This window comes from Frankia sp. CpI1-P, assembly GCF_001421075.1.
Taxonomy (GTDB): Bacteria; Actinomycetota; Actinomycetes; order Frankiales; family Frankiaceae; genus Frankia; species Frankia torreyi.
Genome location: NZ_LJJX01000062.1, coordinates 1 through 16,636, shown reverse-complemented (window position 1 = coordinate 16,636; position 16,636 = coordinate 1). Strand labels below are relative to the sequence as shown.

At 74.0% G+C, this 16,636-nt stretch carries 9 protein-coding genes, 1 rRNA gene and 15 pseudogenes; 2 read left to right on the top strand and 23 right to left on the bottom strand.

Going from position 1 to position 16,636, the window contains the following annotated elements; genetic code table 11:
• Window positions 1-84 precede the first annotated feature (84 nt).
• The 8 genes and pseudogenes from FF86_RS58605 to gatC all read right to left on the bottom strand — a co-directional run.
• Window positions 85-715 (bottom strand): annotated as a pseudogene (locus FF86_RS58605) (Asp-tRNA(Asn)/Glu-tRNA(Gln) amidotransferase GatCAB subunit B); the annotation flags it as partial.
• A 1-nt stretch (window position 716) separates the two neighbouring features.
• Window positions 717-1,000: pseudogene (locus FF86_RS58600) on the bottom strand (Asp-tRNA(Asn)/Glu-tRNA(Gln) amidotransferase GatCAB subunit B); the annotation flags it as partial.
• A gap of 1 nt (window position 1,001) precedes the next feature.
• Window positions 1,002-1,602, bottom strand: a pseudogene (locus tag FF86_RS58595) (Asp-tRNA(Asn)/Glu-tRNA(Gln) amidotransferase GatCAB subunit B); the annotation flags it as partial.
• Between the two features lie 43 nt (window positions 1,603-1,645).
• Entirely contained in the window at window positions 1,646-1,912 is a 267-nt protein-coding gene (locus FF86_RS26875; RefSeq protein WP_044886234.1) for a hypothetical protein, read from the bottom strand.
• Between the two features lie 91 nt (window positions 1,913-2,003).
• Window positions 2,004-2,469, bottom strand: a pseudogene (locus FF86_RS58590) (amidase family protein); the annotation flags it as partial.
• 1 nt (window position 2,470) lies between these two features.
• Window positions 2,471-2,736: pseudogene (locus tag FF86_RS58585) on the bottom strand (amidase family protein); the annotation flags it as partial.
• Between the two features lies 1 nt (window position 2,737).
• Window positions 2,738-3,536, bottom strand: a 799-nt coding sequence (locus FF86_RS58580; RefSeq protein WP_242419693.1) for an amidase, incomplete at its 3' end; no start/stop codon positions are given.
• A 51-nt stretch (window positions 3,537-3,587) separates the two neighbouring features.
• Window positions 3,588-3,846 (bottom strand): Asp-tRNA(Asn)/Glu-tRNA(Gln) amidotransferase subunit GatC (gatC, locus tag FF86_RS26865; protein ID WP_255355939.1); only part of this gene is annotated, 259 nt, incomplete at its 3' end.
• A gap of 350 nt (window positions 3,847-4,196) precedes the next feature.
• Here gatC and FF86_RS58575 point away from each other — a divergent pair.
• Both FF86_RS58575 and FF86_RS68580 read left to right on the top strand, forming a co-directional pair.
• Window positions 4,197-4,308 (top strand): annotated as a pseudogene (locus tag FF86_RS58575) (ACT domain-containing protein); the annotation flags it as partial.
• Between the two features lie 16 nt (window positions 4,309-4,324).
• Window positions 4,325-4,895: amino acid-binding protein (locus FF86_RS68580; protein ID WP_242419692.1), on the top strand; the 571-nt coding region annotated here is incomplete at its 5' end.
• 53 nt (window positions 4,896-4,948) lie between these two features.
• Here the strand turns inward: FF86_RS68580 and FF86_RS58570 are convergent.
• The 15 genes and pseudogenes from FF86_RS58570 to rrf all read right to left on the bottom strand — a co-directional run.
• Window positions 4,949-5,206 (bottom strand): annotated as a pseudogene (locus tag FF86_RS58570) (BRCT domain-containing protein); the annotation flags it as partial.
• Window position 5,207: 1 nt separating this feature from the next.
• A pseudogene (gene ligA, locus FF86_RS58565) lies at window positions 5,208-6,391 on the bottom strand (NAD-dependent DNA ligase LigA); the annotation flags it as partial.
• A gap of 1 nt (window position 6,392) precedes the next feature.
• A pseudogene (locus FF86_RS58560) lies at window positions 6,393-7,138 on the bottom strand (NAD-dependent DNA ligase LigA); the annotation flags it as partial.
• Window positions 7,135-7,618 (bottom strand): annotated as a pseudogene (locus FF86_RS58555) (methionine synthase); the annotation flags it as partial. The pseudogenes FF86_RS58555 and FF86_RS58560, both read right to left, overlap by 4 nt.
• A 1-nt stretch (window position 7,619) precedes the next feature.
• Window positions 7,620-8,172 (bottom strand): annotated as a pseudogene (locus tag FF86_RS58550) (methionine synthase); the annotation flags it as partial.
• Window positions 8,173-8,234: 62 nt separating this feature from the next.
• On the bottom strand, window positions 8,235-9,293 hold the full coding sequence (gene mnmA / locus FF86_RS26845) for a tRNA 2-thiouridine(34) synthase MnmA (protein WP_044886239.1): 1,059 nt from the start codon (window positions 9,291-9,293) through the stop codon (window positions 8,235-8,237).
• Window positions 9,294-9,362: 69 nt separating this feature from the next.
• Window positions 9,363-9,608, bottom strand: a pseudogene (locus FF86_RS58545) (aminotransferase class V-fold PLP-dependent enzyme); the annotation flags it as partial.
• A gap of 1 nt (window position 9,609) precedes the next feature.
• A partial coding sequence (locus FF86_RS26840; protein ID WP_242419691.1) for a cysteine desulfurase family protein occupies window positions 9,610-10,553 on the bottom strand: 944 nt, incomplete at its 3' end.
• The gene (gene mftF, locus FF86_RS26835) at window positions 10,550-12,097 is read right to left on the bottom strand and encodes a mycofactocin biosynthesis glycosyltransferase MftF (protein ID WP_052681203.1); all 1,548 of its coding nucleotides are present in this window, start codon (window positions 12,095-12,097) and stop codon (window positions 10,550-10,552) included. The genes mftF and FF86_RS26840, both read right to left, overlap by 4 nt.
• A 22-nt stretch (window positions 12,098-12,119) precedes the next feature.
• The gene (locus FF86_RS26830) at window positions 12,120-12,626 is read right to left on the bottom strand and encodes a MarR family winged helix-turn-helix transcriptional regulator (protein ID WP_044886242.1); all 507 of its coding nucleotides are present in this window, start codon (window positions 12,624-12,626) and stop codon (window positions 12,120-12,122) included.
• Between the two features lie 184 nt (window positions 12,627-12,810).
• Window positions 12,811-13,763 (bottom strand): annotated as a pseudogene (locus tag FF86_RS58540) (methylmalonyl-CoA mutase family protein); the annotation flags it as partial.
• Window positions 13,764-13,793: 30 nt separating this feature from the next.
• Window positions 13,794-15,578 (bottom strand): annotated as a pseudogene (locus FF86_RS58530) (methylmalonyl-CoA mutase family protein); the annotation flags it as partial.
• Window position 15,579: 1 nt separating this feature from the next.
• Window positions 15,580-15,769: pseudogene (locus FF86_RS58525) on the bottom strand (hypothetical protein); the annotation flags it as partial.
• Between the two features lie 6 nt (window positions 15,770-15,775).
• A partial coding sequence (locus FF86_RS58520; RefSeq protein ID WP_242419690.1) for a cobalamin-dependent protein occupies window positions 15,776-16,113 on the bottom strand: 338 nt, incomplete at its 3' end.
• 261 nt (window positions 16,114-16,374) lie between these two features.
• Window positions 16,375-16,491, bottom strand: a 5S ribosomal RNA gene (rrf, locus tag FF86_RS26820).
• Window positions 16,492-16,636: the final 145 nt, after the last annotated feature.

The window sequence follows — 16,636 nt, the reverse complement described above, 5'->3', positions numbered from 1 at the left end:
GCCGGTGCAGGCGCGGCGGGCGCCGGTGCCGCTCCATCCGCCCGGGATGCGTGCCCGCCAGCTCTGCCGGAAACGCCCCGCCGATCAGGACGCGCCGAGGCGCTCCAGCAGCAGGCCGCGCACGCTCGCCGCGTCCGCCTGGCCCCTCATCGCCTTCATCACCGCGCCGACCAGCGGGCCGACGGCGTTGACCTTGCCGCCGCGGACCTTCTCCGCGATGTCCGGTGCTGCGGCGATGGCGGCGTCGACCGCCGCCGTGAGCGCCCCGTCGTCCGCGACGACGGCGAGGCCGCGCCCGGCGACGACCTCGTCCGGGGTGCCCTCCCCCGCCAGCACGCCGTCGATGACCTTGCGGGCGAGCGCGTCGGTGAGTTCGCCGCCGGCGACGAGCACGGTGATCCGCGCGACGTCGGCCGCGCTGATCGCGAGGTCGCTCGGCTGGCTACCGGCATCGGCGGCGCGACGCGCCAGCTCGTTGAGCCACCACTTGCGCGCCGCCGCCGGGGTCGCCCCGGCGGCCACGGTCTGCTCCACCAGGTCCAGCACCCCGGCGTTGCGCATGTCGGTCAGGTCCCGCGCGGTGTAGCCGTGCTCGGCGATGAGCCGGGTGCGGCGCGCCGCGGGCAGCTCCGGCAGGCCGACGCGCAGCTCGTCGATGTACTGCGCGGGCAGCGCCAGCGGGGTCAGGTCCGGCTCCGGGAAGTACCGGTAGTCGNTCGCCTCCTCCTTGGACCGGCCCGGCGACGTCCGCCCGGAGGCCTCGTCGAAGTGGCGGGTCTCCTGGAGGATCCGCTCGCCGTCGTCGAGCAGGCCGGCCTGGCGGGTGATCTCGTAGCGCACGGCCCGCTCCACCGACCGCAACGAGTTGAGGTTCTTCGTCTCGGTGCGGGTGCCGAACGGGGCGTCGGGCTCACCGGGGGCGGGGCGGCGGCGCAGCGAGACGTTCGCGTCGCAGCGCAGCGAGCCCTGCTCCATCCGCACGTCGGACACGTCGAGAGCGNGGATCAGCTCGCGCAGCTCGTCGACGTAGGCGCGGGCCACCTCCGGCGAGCGGACGTCGGGCTCGGTGACGATCTCGACGAGCGGGATCCCGGCCCGGTTGTAGTCGACCAGCGAGTGGGTCGCCCCGTGGATGCGCCCGGTGGCGCCGCCGACGTGCAGTGACTTGCCGGTGTCCTCCTCCATGTGCACGCGGGTGATCCCAACCCGGTGCACCTCGCCGTCGATCTCGACGTCGAGCCAGCCGTCCGTGCACAGCGGCTCGTCGTACTGGCTGATCTGGAAGTTCTTCGGCATGTCCGGGTAGAAGTAGTTCTTGCGGGCGAACCGGCACCAGGACGCGATGTCGCAGTGCAGCGCGAGGCCGATCATGACGGCGAAACGCACCGCCGCCTCGTTGACCACCGGCAGGGCGCCGGGCAGGCCGAGGCAGACCGGGCAGACCTGGGTGTTGGGCTCGGCGCCGAACGCCGTGGGGCAGCCGCAGAACATCTTGGAGACGGTGCCGAGCTCGACGTGCGTCTCCAACCCGATCACCGGCTCGTAACGGGCGAGCGCGTCGGCGTAGGAGGGCAGCGCGCTGGCGGGAGCCGCAGTGCTCACCGGGGGTACTCCTCGTGGGTCGCTGGATGCGCGGGTCGGCCGGTCATGACGACGAATCGTCGGCGGAGCCGGGCTCGGCGGAGGTGGTCTCGGCGCCACCGGGTCCACCGGATCCACCGGGTCCGGCTGGCGGGCGGGTGTCGCGCAGGTGCACGTAGCTGAGGAACACCGCGGCCGGCAGGCCCAGCACGCCCCAGACGAGCAGGATCGGGTTCACCGTCGCGATGCCGAGGCCCAGCACCACGACGGTCAGCAGCCAGACCACGACGACCAGCAGACGGTCCTGCCGCCCGCTGCGCAGACTCACCATCGCAGACCCCCGCCGTGCTGCCCCGTCCCCGGCCCGGTCCGCACCTGCTGGCCGGTCCGCACCTCCTGGCCGGTCCGCACCTCCTGGCCGGTCACAGTGCCGGGGCCTCGTCGAGCAGCGCATGGCCGCGCCGGGCGTCCAGCGCCTCCTCCAGCGCCCCACCGACCAGGTAGAGCCGGTCGTCGGCGAACGGCGGCGCCATGATCTGGATGCCCACGGGCAGCCCGTCCGCCAGGCCCGCCGGCAGGCTCATCGCCGGGCCGCCGGCCAGGTTCGACGGGATGGTGCACAGGTCCGACAGGTACATGGCGACCGGATCGTCGACCTTCGCCCCGAGCGGGAACGCCGGGGTCGGGGTGGTGGGCGAGACCAGCACGTCGACCTGCTCGAACGCGGCGGCGAAGTCCCGGCTGATCAACGTGCGGACCTTCTGCGCCTGGCCGTAGTAGGCGTCGTAGTAGCCCGAGGACAGTGCGTAGGTGCCGAGGATGATCCGCCGTTTCACCTCCGGGCCGAAGCCGGCTTCGCGGGTGCGGCTCATGACCTCCTCGGCGCCGNCCTGGCCGTCGTCGCCGACTCGCAGCCCGAACCGCATCGCGTCGAAGCGGGCCAGGTTGGACGAACACTCGCTCGGCGCGATCAGGTAGTAGGCCGCCAGCGCGTAGGTGAAGTGCGGGCAGCTCACCTCGACGACCTCGGCGCCGAGGTCGGTGAGCGTCTCGACGGCGGCGGCGAAGGCGGCCTGCACCCCCGGGTCGTAGCCCTCGCCGGCGAGCTCCCGCACGACGCCGACCCGCAGGCCGCGGATGTCGCGCCGGCCCGCCNCCTCGACCACCGCGGGCACCGGCACGTCCACGCTGGTGGAGTCGAGCGGGTCGTGGCCGGCGATCGCGGCGTGCAGCAGCGCCGCGTCGGTGACGGTGCGGGCCAGCGGACCGGCCTGGTCCAGCGAGCTGGAGAAGGCGACCAGGCCGTAGCGGCTCACGCCGCCGTAGGTGGGCTTCACCCCGACCAGCCCGCAGACCGCGGCCGGCTGGCGGATGGAGCCGCCGGTGTCGGTGCCGATCGCCAGCGGCGCCTCGAAGGCGGCGACCGCCGCCGCGCTGCCGCCACTGCTGCCGCCGGGGATGCGGGTGGTGTCCCACGGGTTGCGCGTCGGCCCGTAGGCCGAGTTCTCCGTGGAGGAACCCATCGCGAACTCGTCCATGTTGACCTTGCCGAGCAGGACGACGTCCGCCGCGCGCAGCCGGCTGACCACGGTCGCGTCGTAGGGCGCGTGCCAGCCCTCGAGGATCCGGCTGCCGCAGGTGGTCGGCATCCCGCGGGCGGTCAGGACATCCTTGAGCGCCAGCGGCACCCCGGCGAGCGGGCCGAGCCGCTCCCCGGCGGCCCGGCGCTCGTCGACGGAGCGGGCCGCGGCGAGCGCGCCCTCGGGGTCGACGTGGAGGAAGGCGTGGATGGTGTCGTCGACCTTGGCGATGCGGTCGAGCGCGGCCTGGGTCGCCTCGACGGCGCTCAGCTCGCCGGCGGCGATCGCCGCCGCCGTGGCCGCGGCGGTCAGGTGCACGACGTCGGCCGCGGCGGCCGGAGTGGTCGTGGGGGAAGGTGTTGGGTGGTCCGTCATGCGGGCGGCGACCTCACTCGTCCGGATCAAGGATGCGGGGCACCCGGAAGNGGCCGTCCTCGGTGGCGGGGGCGCCGGCCAGGGCCTCGGCGGCGGTCAGCGACGGGCGGGCGACGTCCGGGCGGAAGACGTTCGTCAGCGGCACGGCGTGACTGGTCGGCGGGATGTCCGCCGCGGCGACCTCGGAGACCCGGGCGACCGCCGACAGGATCGCCTCGAGCTGCGGTGCCAGCGCGTCCAGCTCGTCGTCGGTCACCGACATCCGCGACAGCCGGGCGAGGTGGGCTACCTCGTCCCGCGTGATCCCCATGGCGTGTGGCCCCTTCGTGGGCGGTGGGCGCGAGGCCCGTGACTGGTCGTGCGTGCCGCGGGCGGCAGCCGGGAAAGCCGGGGACTCCGGGCCGCCCGGAGGCTGGCCGCGGGGGGAGAACCGGACCGGACGCTTCGCCGCGTCGACGTCATGTCATGGTACGGGCCGCGGCACGACCGGGACGGACCCCGCCCGCCGACCTGCCGGCCGAGCCGACCCCGCGGTGGCGGCGGCCGCTCGGCCGGCACCGCCCGCCGGGCCCCTGACCAGGCAGGCATCGGCGCGGCGCGTCATCTCGGCGTGACCGGTCGGCCATGCCGACGACACACTCTTTGTGCATGCTCAACTACATGTCGTACCTGCTGCGTGTCGTGTTGCCGGACCGCCCGGGCACCCTCGGCGCCGTCGCCACCGCCCTGGGCGCCGCCGGCATCGACATCGTCAGCGTCACCGTCGTGGAGCNCACCGCCGCCGGCGNGGTGGACGACCTGCTCGTCATGCTGCCGCCGGGCGGACTCGCGGATCGGGCGATGAGCGCGGCCCACTCGGTGCCGGGGGTGGTCGTCGAGTCGCTGCGCCCGTTCCTTGCGGACGGCGGCGGCGTGGCCAGCGACCTCGACCTCGTCGACGCGCTGACCGAGCGGCCGATCGACGCCGCGGCGACCCTGACGGAGCTGGCCCCGGGCGTGTTCAACGCCGACTGGGCGGTGCTGCTCGAACACGTCGGTGCGGGCGACGTGCGGGTGCGGGAGACCTCGGTCGGCGCGCCCACCCTCGGCGGGGACGACCTCGGGGTGCCCGAACGGGTCCGGTTACCGCTGCCCTGGCTGCCGCTGGACCGTGCGCGGCGGATCGGGCCGGACGAGGGCACCTTCCCGCCTCGCTGGGAGGCGGTCAGCATGGAGCTCGCCGCGGCGCCCGTCGGCTGCGATCGGCTGGTCATTCTCATCGGCCGCCCGGGCGGCCCGGTCTTCCGACCCTCCGAGATCGAGCGGCTGGCTCACCTCGCCGGCATCGCGGCGAGCCTGAGCAGGACGGACCGCCCCTGACGGGACGGCCCGCGCGCCCGCCATCCCCCGCCCCGGGTCGACCCCGCCCCGGGTCACCCCGGCAGGGCGTCGTCCGCCGCCTGCGCCGTCTGGCGGGCGCCGACGTCATCCGGGGCATCCTGCGCATTCGGTGCGTCGGTGGGCACGGCCCGCTCGCGCGCGGCGTCCGCGCCCCGTTCGAGCAGCACGGCGAACCCGGCCTCGTCCAGCACCGGCACGCCGAGGCTGCGCGCCTTGTCGTACTTGGCCGCCCCCGGATCGGCGCCGACGACGACGAAGGCCGTCTTCTTGCTCACCGAACCGGTGACCTTNCCCCCGCGGCCCTGCACCGCCTCGGTCGCCGAGTCCCGGCTCCAGCCCTCGAGCGTCCCGGTGATGACCACCGCGACGCCGTCGAGCGGGCGGGGGCCCTCCTCGGCCCCGGCGTCGGCGAGCGACGCGCCACCGGCGGCGATGCGGGCGACGATGTCACGGTGGCGGGCGTCGGCGAACCAGTCCACCACCGCACTGGCGATCTTCGGACCGACGCCCTCGACGGCGGCGAGCTGCTCGGCGGGGGCGGCGGCGATCGCGTCGAGCGAGCGCAGCTCCCGCGCGAGCGCACGCGCCGCGGTCGGCCCGACGTGGCGGATGGACAGGCCGACCAGCAGCCGCCACAGCGGCCGGTGGCGGGCCGCCTCGACGCCGCGCAGGATCTGGTCGATCTTCTTCTGGCCGAAGCCGCGCAGCCCCTCGAACGACTCCGGCGTCAGGTGGAAGATGTCGCCGATGTCGCCGACCCGGTCGGCCTCGAGCAGGGCGATCGCCGTCTCGTAGCCCAGGCCGTCGATGTCCAGCGCGCCCCGCGAGGCGATGTGGAAGATCGACTCACGGAGCTGCGCCGGGCAGGAGACGGTGTTCGGGCAGCGGATGTCCACCTCGCCCTCGGGGCGCACCAGCTCGGTGCCGCACTCGGGGCAGTGGGTGGGCATGACGAAGGCACGCTCGGTGCCGTCGCGCAGGTCGACGACCGGGCCGACGATCTCCGGAATCACGTCGCCGGCCTTGCGCAGCACGACCGTGTCGCCGATCAGGACGCCCTTGCGGCCGACCTCGTCGACGTTGTGCAGGGTCGCCAGGCCCACCGTGGAGCCGGCGACGAGCACCGGTTCGAGCTCGCCGAACGGGGTCACCCGGCCCGTGCGGCCGACGTTCACCCGGATGTCGCGCAGCTTCGTCGTGACCTCCTCGGGCGGGTACTTGAAGGCCACCGCCCACCGCGGCGCCTTCGACGTCGACCCCAGCCGCCGTTGCAACGCGAACGCGTCGACCTTGACGACCACCCCGTCGATCTCGTGCTCGACGTCGTGGCGGCCCCGCCCCCAGCGGTGGATGAACGCCAGCACGTCGGCCACCGACGCCAGTACTTCGAAGTGGGTCGAGACGGGCAGACCGAACTCGGCGAACCGGGCGTAGGCCGCGGACTGGGAGGGGGCGTCGAACCCGCGCTGCGCCCCNAGCCCATGCACGATGATGTCGAGCGGGCGGGTGGCGGTGACCCGGGGATCCTTCTGCCGCAGCGACCCGGCGGCGGCGTTGCGCGGGTTGGCGAACGGCTTGCCGCCGCCGGCCACCAGTGACGCGTTGAGCTCGGCGAACTTCTCGGTGGGGAAGAAGACCTCGCCGCGGACCTCCAGCAGCTCCGGCACGCCCGCCCCGCGCAGCCGGGTCGGCACGCTCGCCAGCGTGCGGATGTTGGGGGTGATGTCCTCCCCCGTGCGCCCGTCGCCGCGGGTCGCCGCGCGCACGAGCCGGCCGTCGGCGTAGACGAGATCGACGGCGAGCCCGTCGATCTTCAGCTCGCACAGCCAGCCGTCGACCTCGGTCTCCCGCGCCGCGCGCGCGGCCCACAGGTGGAACTCGTCGTCGTCGAAAACGTTGTCCAGCGACAGCAGCCGCTCGAGATGCTCGACCGGGGTGAACAGGGTCGAGTACGACCCGGCCACCTTCTGCGTCGGCGAGTCCGGGGTGCGCAGATCGGGGTGGCGCTCCTCGATCGCGGTGAGCTCACGCATCAGCCGGTCGTACTCGGCGTCGGAGACGGTCGGCGAGTCCAGCACGTAGTACCGGTAGGCGTGCTCGTCCAGCTCGCGGGCGAGCTCGGCGGCGCGGGACCGGTCCGCGACGGAAGCGGCGACGGTCGGTTTCGCCGCAGCCGCGGCCGCGACGGCCGCCACGTCACCGGAGCCCAGTGGCGCGCTCATGCCGGCGCGTCGACCAGGACGCGGCCCGCCCGGCGGCAGTGCCGCATGACCGCCCTGGCCTCGTCGACACCGAATCCCGCAAGGCCGCACGCGGGTGCCACGGCGACCACCTCCCCAAGCTGTTCGGGCCGGAATCCGAGCCGGCTCCACAGTGCAGTGACGGGTTCGACGGTACGGCGGACGTCCGACAGATTCGCCGCTCCGCCGCGGGTGGCCACCAGGCCCGCGATGAGCCGCACCCCGGCCTCCACGAGCTCGCCGACGGCGTCGTCCTGGGCGCGGGTCAGCAGGGCGGCGTCGAGCCCGACGAAGTCCATCCCGGCGCCGCGCAGCGCGGCCAGCGGCACGTCCGCCGCACAGCAGTGCACGCCGACCCCGGCGACGCCGGCCAGCGCCCGGGTGGCGTCGGCGAGTGCGCGCAGCCGCTGGACCACCAGGCCCTCCTCGACGGCCGGCACCACCGAGAAGCCGCTGGGCGTGNGCACCCGGCCGGCCAGCACCAGCGGCAGCGACGGCTCGTCGAGCTGGAGGACCAGCCGCGCGTCCGGAACCCGGCGGGCGATGTCGCCGAGATGGTCGGCCAGACCGGCGGCGAGCGCCTCGGCGAGGTCCCGGGTGGCGCCGGCGTCGGACAGCGCCTTGTGCCCGCGGGGCAGTTCGAGCTCGGCGGCCAGCGTCCACGGCCCGGCCACGGCGACCTTGAGCGGCCCGGAGTAACCGGCGGCGACCTCGGTCAACGCGTCCAGGTCCCACCTGAGCAGATCCCGGGAACGGCGCAGGTCCAGGCCCGGCCGGGGCACCAACCGCCAGCCGGCCGGCTGCAGGTCGACGGGCAGGTCGAGCAGGATCGCCGCCGACCGGCCGATCATCGCGGCGCCGGGCCCACGGGCCGGCAGCTCCGGCAGGTGCGGCAGGTCCGGCAGCTCGTCGAACACCGACTTCGTAGCCTCGACCGGGTCGGTGCCCGGCAGCGAACCCACCCCGGTGGCCGCGCCGGCCGGCCACAGCGGCGCGGGGCCGGCCTCAGTGCTCATCGGAACTCATCCCGCCATTGTGGCCGACGGCACCCGGCGCCCCACCCAGCCCCGCCGGCCGCTCACGCGGCGGTGACGCGGATGTGCCCCCCTCCGAGCACCCGGTCGCCGTCGTAGAGCACGACGGCCTGACCCGCCGCCGTCCCGCGCACCGGGGCGGCGAGGGTGACGACGAGATCGTCGCCGCGCGCCTCGGCCTCGGCGGCCACGACCCCGCCGTGCGCCCGAACCTGGGCCTGACAGGTCACCACGCCCTCGTGCGGCCAGGCCGCCCGGTCGGCGACCAGCCGGCGGATGTCGAGCTCCTCCGCCGGGCCGACGATGACCGTCGAGGTCACCGGGGAGATGTCGAGGACGTAGCGGGGGCGCCCGTCCGGCGCCGGGTGCCCCAGGCGAAGCCCGCGGCGCTGACCGACGGTGAAGGCGAAGGTCCCATCATGCTCGCCGAGCGTCTGCCCGGACTTGGAGTCGACGATGGGCCCGGGCCGCGAGCCGATCCGCTCCCGCAGCCAGCCGCCGGTGTCCCCGCCGGAGATGAAGCAGATGTCGTGGCTGTCCGGCTTGTCGGCGACGGCCAGCCCGCGCGCGGCCGCCTCGCGGCGCACCTGCGCCTTGGTGGAGTCGCCCAGCGGGAAACGCGCCGCGCCGAGCTGCTCGGGCCGCAGCGTGCCGAGCACGTAGGACTGGTCCTTGGCGGGGTCGACGGATCGGCGCAGCGTGCCGTCCAGGTCGAGGCGGGCGTGGTGGCCGGTGACCACGGCGTCGAAGCCGAGGGCGAGCGCCCGGTCCAGCACCGCGGCAAACTTGATCCGCTCGTTGCAGCGCACGCACGGGTTGGGAGTGCGTCCCGCCGCGTAGGACTCCACGAACTGGTCGATGACCTCGGTCTCGAACCGCTCGGCCAGATCCCACACGTAGAACGGGATGCCCAGCACGTCCGCGGCGCGGCGCGCGTCGCGGGCGTCCTCCAACGTGCAGCAGCCCCGGGCGCCGGTCCGGTCCGACTCGGGCGAACGGGACAGGGCGAGATGGACGCCGGTGACGTCGTGCCCGGCGTCGACTGCCCGCGCGGCGGCGACGGCGGAGTCGACCCCGCCGGACATGGCGGCGAGCACCCGCATCAGACCTGCCCCTCCCCGGAACCATCCGGTTCCCAGAACCCTCCGGCGGCGCCGCGCACGCGGCGCGGATCAGGCGCCGGTCATCCCCGCGAGCGCGCCCGCGCGGCTCGCCCGCTCCACCACCGGCCCGATCGCCTCGACGAGCGCGTCCACGTCGGCAGCGCGCGACGAGTGGCCCAGCGAGAAGCGCAGCGATCCCCGCGCATGCTCCTCGCCGGCCCCCATGGCCAGCAACACGTGCGAGGGCCGGGCTACTCCCGCCGAGCAGGCCGAACCGGTCGAACACTCGATGCCGCGCGCATCGAGCAGCATCAGNAGCGAATCCCCCTCGCAGCCGGGGAACGTGAGATGGGCGTTGCCGGGCAGCCGCTGCGGACCACCCAGCGGGGCGCCGTTGAGCACCGCTCCCGGCACCTTCTCCTGGACCCGACGGACAAGGTCGTCGCGCAACGCGGCCAGCCGGGCACCCTCACGCGGCGCCTGGGCGCAGGCGGTCGCCGCCGCGGCCGCGAACGCCGCCACCCCGGCGGTGTTCAACGTCCCGGAGCGGATGTCGCGTTCCTGGCCGCCGCCATGGGTCAACGGCTCCAGCACGAGGCCGCGGCGCACCACCAGTGCGCCGACCCCGACCGGCCCGCCGATCTTGTGGGCGCTGACGGTGATGGCGTCGGGCCCCTCCTCGCCGACCGTGACGGGGATCTGGCCGAACGCCTGCACCGCGTCGGTGTGGAACGGCACCCCGTGCCGATGCGCGACGGCGGCGAGCTCCGCGACCGGCTCGACCGTGCCGACCTCGCTGTTCGCCCACATCACCGAGACCAGGGCCACCGCGGCGGGATCGCGCTCGAGGGCGACGGCGAGGGTGTCCGGGTGCACCATGCCGGCGGCGTCGACGTCGAGCAGCTCCACCTCGGCGCCCTGCTCGGCGCCCAGCCACTGCACGGTGTCCAGCACCGCCCGGTGCTCGACCGCGCTGACCAGCACCCGGCGCCGGGCGGGCTCGGCCCGCCGCCGCGCCCAGTACAGGCCCTTGAGCGCGAGGTTGTCACCCTCCGTGCCGCCGCCGGTGAACACCACATCGGACGGCCGGGCGCCCAGCACGTCGGCCAGCGTCTCGCGCGACTCCTCGACGATGCGGCGGGCCCGGCGGCCGCTGGCGTGCAACGACGAGGCATTGCCGGTGTCGGCGAGCACCGCGGCGTACGCGGTGAGCGCTTCCGGTCGCATCGGCGTCGTCGCCGCGTGGTCGAGATAGGTCACACGGTAGAGGGTAGCCGCGCGCGGCCAGGCGGCGTCGCCGCGCCGATCACACCCGCGCCGCGGCCGCCCGCCCGCCCGCGGCGCGGGACGGACGGCAGCGCCGGGATCAGCGGTTCGAGGTCACCCCGCAGCAGGCAGCCGGACCAGACGCCGGCGCAGTAGGCGGCGTCGTCGGCGACGCGCAGGAGCAGATACGGTGCGAGGCCGACCCCCGGGCGCGCCACCCACCACTCGTGCACCAACGGCAGCGTCGCCGCGGCCAGGACCAGCCGGCCTGGCGTGCCGGCGCAGGCCAGCAGGGGCAGCCAGGTGCGCCGCGACGTCTCGGCGGCGGCGAGCAGGGCGTGGCGCCGCCCCCGGACGGTCAGGGCCAGCGCGGCGCGGCCCGGGCGGTCGGTGCGGCCCAGCCGGCGGGCGAGACGGGCGGTGGTCAGCGCCACCGAGCCCGCGGCCAGGGCGCCGACCGCGGCGGTCCCGCCCCGGTCCCGGCGCAGCGCCAGCAGGCCCACCGCCGCCACCGCGCTCGCCGCCCCGCGGGCCGGTCGCAGCGGTCCGGGATGCCGCCGGGCAAGCTCCGCCGCCGACGAGCCGTAGCCGTGGCGCTGGCGCGCCCAGGCCCGCCAGGACGGCCGCGGATCGTGGTGCACCACCGCCGCCGGCTCATAACGGACGGTGTGGCCGGCGCCGACGAGCCGCCACACCAGGTCGACGTCCTCACCGAAGCGCAGCGCCGGGTCGAACGCGGCGTGCGCCCGCCGGATGAGCAGCGCCGCCGACGGCACGTACGACACCCGCCCCCCGGGGCGCACCGCCGCCGGCCACGGCCCGAGATCGAGCGGGGAACGGCCCGCCTCGTAGCGTTCCCGCAGGCTGCCGCGCGACGCCGGCGGCGCCGGGGAGGCGACCCGCGGCGCGACGGCGACAACCGCCGGGTCCGCGAGGTGGGCGACGAGGCGGTCGAGCCAGTCGGCGGTGGGCCGGACGTCGCAGTCGCAGAAGACGATCACCTCGGTGCGCGCCGACCGGGCGCCGCTGGTGCGCGCCGCGGCGGGGCCGCGGGCCCGATCGTGCCGGATCACCCGGGCGCCGGCCGCGGCGGCCTCGGCCGAGGTTTCATCGAGGGAGCCGTCGTCGACGACGACGACCTCGGCGCACTGCCCGCGCAGCGCGCCGACCAGCGCGCCGATGCGCCCGGCCCCGTCTCGGACCGGAATGACAGCCGTGACCTCGGGGACCTCGGGGACCGTGCCCACCGGCGCCGGGCGGCGCGGCGGCAGCGGATGAACGAGACCGGAGTCGACGAGCCGGCGTGCCAACAGCCCCGCGCCGGGTCCGGCCGCACCGACCGTGGCGCCCCCACGCAGCGCCGCGAACACCCGCGCACCGGGGGCGGACAGCGCCATCAGCCGCAGCGGCGACCCGCCGAGCAGCACGATCCCACCGGCGGCCGCGGCGGCGGACGCCGGCGCCAGAACCGTGAGGCCGGGGTCGCACTGCACCCGGAACGGAGCCGGCAGTGGGATCGGAGCCGGCTCAGAAGTCACCGGCAGTGGGATCGGAGCCGGCTCAGAAGTCACCGGCCGCCCGGCGCAGGTCGGTGAGCAGGTCGATGAGCGTCCGCACGCCCCCGTCCCCCAGACCGGGGTCGGCGAAGACGGTGTCGTTGAGCTTCTCCGTCGCGGCGAGCGCCGTCGCCCGCCCCTCCTGGGTGATCTCGGCGAGGATTGCCCGGCGATCGGTGGGGTGGGGGGTGCGGCGGACCTGGCCGCGGGCCTCCAGCCGGTCGACCGCGCTGGTGATGCTGGTCGGATGGACCTGAAGCCGGCTCCCGATCTTGTTCAGCGGGAGGGCGCCCCGGCGGGAGAACAGCAGCAGCATGAGCAGCTCGTACCGGGCGAAGGTCAGATCGAGCGGACGCAGGACCTCGTCGACCCTGGCCAGCATGATCTGCTGGGCGCGCATCAGCGACGTGACCGCCGCCATCCCGTCAGCCACCGAGCCCCAGCCGTGCGCGGTCCAGTGCCGGTGAGCCTCCGCTATGGGATCGGTGGGCAGCGGTTTGGGGGTGGCCACGGCTTGGACGCTCCTGCACTTCAGGGGATCTCTCCCACCCGACCGGCGGGCCGGGGACCGCCCAGATGACGGCCGGCGTCCATTGCACCCCAGGACGCCACGTGCAGGCAAAGACTCATGCGTACGCGGAGATTACGGGTCGCCACGCTCAGCGCACCGTGCGGCGTCACCCCGTCGGGGAATGTCAGACATTGCGCCGATACTGGCCACCTACGTCGAAGAACGCCTGGGTGATCTGACCGAGCGAGCAGACCCGGACCGCCTTCATCAACGCCGCGAAGGTGTTTCCGGTGCCGGCGGCGACCGCGCGCAGCTCGGTCAGGGCGGCCTCGGCGTCGGCGGCGTGCCGGCGCTGGAACTCGGTCAGGCGGGTGAGCTGGGAACGCTTCTCGTTCTCGGTGGCTCGGGCCAGCTCCAGGGGGCCGGCGGCGTCGGCGGCGCGATCCGGGGCGCCGGCGGCGCGGTCGGGGGCGAGGAAGGTGTTGACCCCTATGATCGGCAGCGTGCCGTCGTGCTTGCGGCGCTCGTACAGCATCGACTCGTCCTGGATCCGGCCCCGCTGATAACCGGTCTCCATCGCGCCCAGCACACCACCACGATCGCTAATCCGCTCGAACTCGGCGAGCACGGCCTCCTCGACCAGGTCGGTCAGTTCATCGACGATGAACGATCCCTGCATGGGGTTCTCGTTGGCGGCGAGCCCCCATTCCCCATCAATGATCATCTGAATGGCGAGCGCGCGGCGCACCGAGCTCTCGGTGGGCGTGGTCACAGCCTCGTCGTAGGCATTGGTGTGCAGGCTGTTGCAGTTGTCGTAGACCGCGCACAGCGCCTGGAGGGTGGTGCGGATGTCGTTGAACGCCATCTCCTGGGCATGCAGTGACCGGCCGGAGGTCTGCACGTGGTATTTGAGCATCTGTGAACGGGGCGTGGCGCCGTACCGCTCGCGCATCGCGACCGCCCAGATCCGCCGCGCCACCCGCCCGATGACCGTGTACTCCGCGTCCATCCCGTTGGAGAAGAAGAACGACAGGTTCGGCGCGAAGTCGTCGATCCGCATTCCTCGGGCGAGATACGCCTCGACGTAGGTGAATCCGTTGGCCAGCGTGAAGGCGAGCTGGGTGATGGGGTTCGCGCNGGCCTCGGCGATGTGGTAGCCGGAGATCNAGACGGAGTAGAAGTTGCGGACATTGTGCTCGATGAACCATTCCTGCACGTCGGCCATCGCCCGCAGCGCGAACTCGGTGGAGAAGATGCAGGTGTTCTGCCCCTGGTCCTCCTTGAGGATGTCCGCCTGAACCGTGCCCCGCACGGTGGCCAGCGCCCCGGCGGTGATCTCGGCGGCTTCGTCGTCGCTCGGCTCGCGGCCCTGCTCGTCGATGAAGGCGGCCAGCCGCTGGTCGATCGCCGTGGTCAGGAACATCGCGAGGATGGCCGGCGCCGGGCCGTTGATCGTCATGGAGACGCTGGTCGCCGGGGCGCCGAGATCGAACCCGTCGAACAGGGCCGCCATGTCGTCGAGGGTCGCGATCGACACACCCGAGGTGCCGACCTTGCCGTAGACGTCGGGTCGGGGGGCCGGGTCGCGACCGTAGAGGGTGACCGAGTCGAAGGCCGTGGACAGCCGCGTCGCCGGCGACCCGGCGGACAGGAAGTGGAAGCGCCGGTTCGTCCGGAACGCGTCCCCCTCCCCGGCGAACATCCGCGCCGGCGCCTCCCCCGCGCGCTTGAACGGGAACACCCCCGCGGTGAACGGGAAGTACCCCGGCAGGTTCTCCCGGCGCAGGAACCGCACCAGTCGGGCGTCGTCGTCGATGGCCGGCACCGCGACGCGGGAGACCTGGGTGCCGGCGAGGGTCGTACGACGCAGCGGTGTGCGGATCTCCGTGCCGCGCACCGTGTAGGAGAGCTGATCGCCCTGCCGCTCGGCCACGATCGCCGGCCACCGCTCGAGCAGCTCCCTCGCCCATGGCGCGAGGGCCGCGTCCGCCTCGTCGCGCAGGGCGGCCAGGGCGCCGGCCTCCGCCGAGGCGGCGCCCACCGCGTCGAGTGCGGTGGTCAGGTGCTCGCGGCGGCGGGCAAGCTGGGCCTGCCGTTCAGTCTCGGCGTGGTAGTCGCGCACCGTCTCGGCGATCTCGGCCAGATAACGCACTCTGGCCGCCGGGACGATGGTCGTCAGCCCGGTGGCTGCCCGCACCTCGACGGCGGGCAGCACGCCGGGCCTTGCCGCCAGGCCGACCTCGCAGAGCAGGCCGAGAAGGTGCTGGTAGAGGGCGGTAACCCCGTCGTCCTGGAAGCGTGCGGCGGAGGTGCCGAAGACCGGCATGTCCTCCCAGGACCGATCGAACGCCTCCCGGTTGCGCACGAGCTGGCGGGCGACGTCGCGGCGGGCGTCCTCGGCGCCGCGACGTTCGAACTTGTTCACCGCGACCACGTCGGCGAAGTCGAGCATGTCGATCTTCTCCAGCTGCGAGGCCGCGCCGTACTCCGGCGTCATCACGTACAGGGAGACGTCGCAGTAGGGCACGATCGCCGCGTCGCCCTGCCCGATGCCGGGGGTCTCGACGATGACCAGGTCGTAGCCGGCCGCCTTGCAGGCCGCGATCGCCCCCGGCACCGAGGGTGGGACCTCGCTGCCCGCCGCCCGGGTGGCCAGGGACCGGAAGAAGACCCCGCCGGCGCCGGAATCGCCCAGGGCGTTCATCCGGATCCGGTCACCGAGCAGCGCCCCACCGCCGCGCCGGCGGCTCGGGTCGACGGCCAGCACCGCGATGCGCAGCGCGTCGCCCTGGTCGAGGCGGAAGCGGCGCAGCAGTTCATCGGTCAGCGAGGACTTCCCGGAGCCACCGGTGCCCGTGATGCCCAGCACCGGCACGGCCGGCCGCCGACCGGCCTCCTCCCGCAGCGCCGCCGCAAGCTCGCCGTCCCGATCGGCCTCGAGAACCGTGATCGNCCGAGCGAGCGCACCCTGCTCGCCGGCGATGATCTCCTCGAGCTTCGGACCGTCCGCGGCGAGGTCGACGTCGCAACCGGCGATGATCGTGTTGATCATCCGGGCCAGGCCCATCGCCTGACCGTCCTGCGGGGAGAAGATCCGGGCGACGCCGCGGGACTGCAACAGCTCGATCTCCGCCGGCACGATCNCCCCNCCGCCCCCGCCGAAGACACGGATGTCACCCGCGCCGCGTTCCCGCAACCGCTCCACGAGGTAGCTGAAGTACTCGACATGCCCGCCCTGGTAGGAGGACAGGGCGATGCCCTGGGCGTCCTCCTGGATCGCCGCGGTCACCACCTCCTCGACGCCACGGTCGTGGCCGAGGTGGATGACCTCCGCCCCCTGGGCCTGCAGCAGCCGCCGCATGATGTTGATCGCCGCGTCATGCCCGTCGAACAACGCGGCCGCCGTGACGATGCGGACCGGATGGACGGGGACGTGGAGGTCTGCCGTGTCCTGCTGGGCGTCGTCCTGCTGGGCGTCGGATGACATCGAGCGGCTCCCCGGGGAGAACGGACGGGCCGGCGCACCCAGCCCGACAGCCTTCTGACTTCCGATAGTAGGACGTCCATCCGACGGGTGCCACTGCGGCCAGGGTCGACGGAGGACGGGCGGGCCGCGCGGGGGATGTACGGGGCTCCCGCCCGGGNGAGTGAACCGCGGCAGTCGGGCGGGGGAGGCAGGCAGCGGCTACAAGGTCCCCAAATACAAGTGTGGGGTTGCCTTAAAAAGGCAACCCCACACTTTGTGTAAGTCCGGCGGCGTCCTACTCTCCCACACAGTCCCCCATGCAGTACCATCGGCGCTGAAGAGCTTAGCTTCCGGGTTCGGAATGAGACCGGGCGTTTCCCCTTCGCCAAAACCACCGAAACACTATTCAACTATACAACCAGTAACCCAGACCGGCCATACAGCTGGGAACCGCACAGTGGACGCGTAGCACCTTCGAAGACAAGCCCTCGGCCTATTAGTACCGGTCAGCTCCATGCGTCACCGCACTTCCACCTCCGGCCTA

Coding starts and splice junctions, on each gene's coding strand:
- FF86_RS26875 (WP_044886234.1), bottom strand. CDS start 1,912: ATGGTGAGTCTGCGCAGCGGGCGGCAGGACCGTCTGCTGGTCGTCGTG.
- mnmA (WP_044886239.1), bottom strand. CDS start 9,293: ATGCGGGTGCTCGCCGCCATGTCCGGCGGGGTCGACTCCGCCGTCGCC.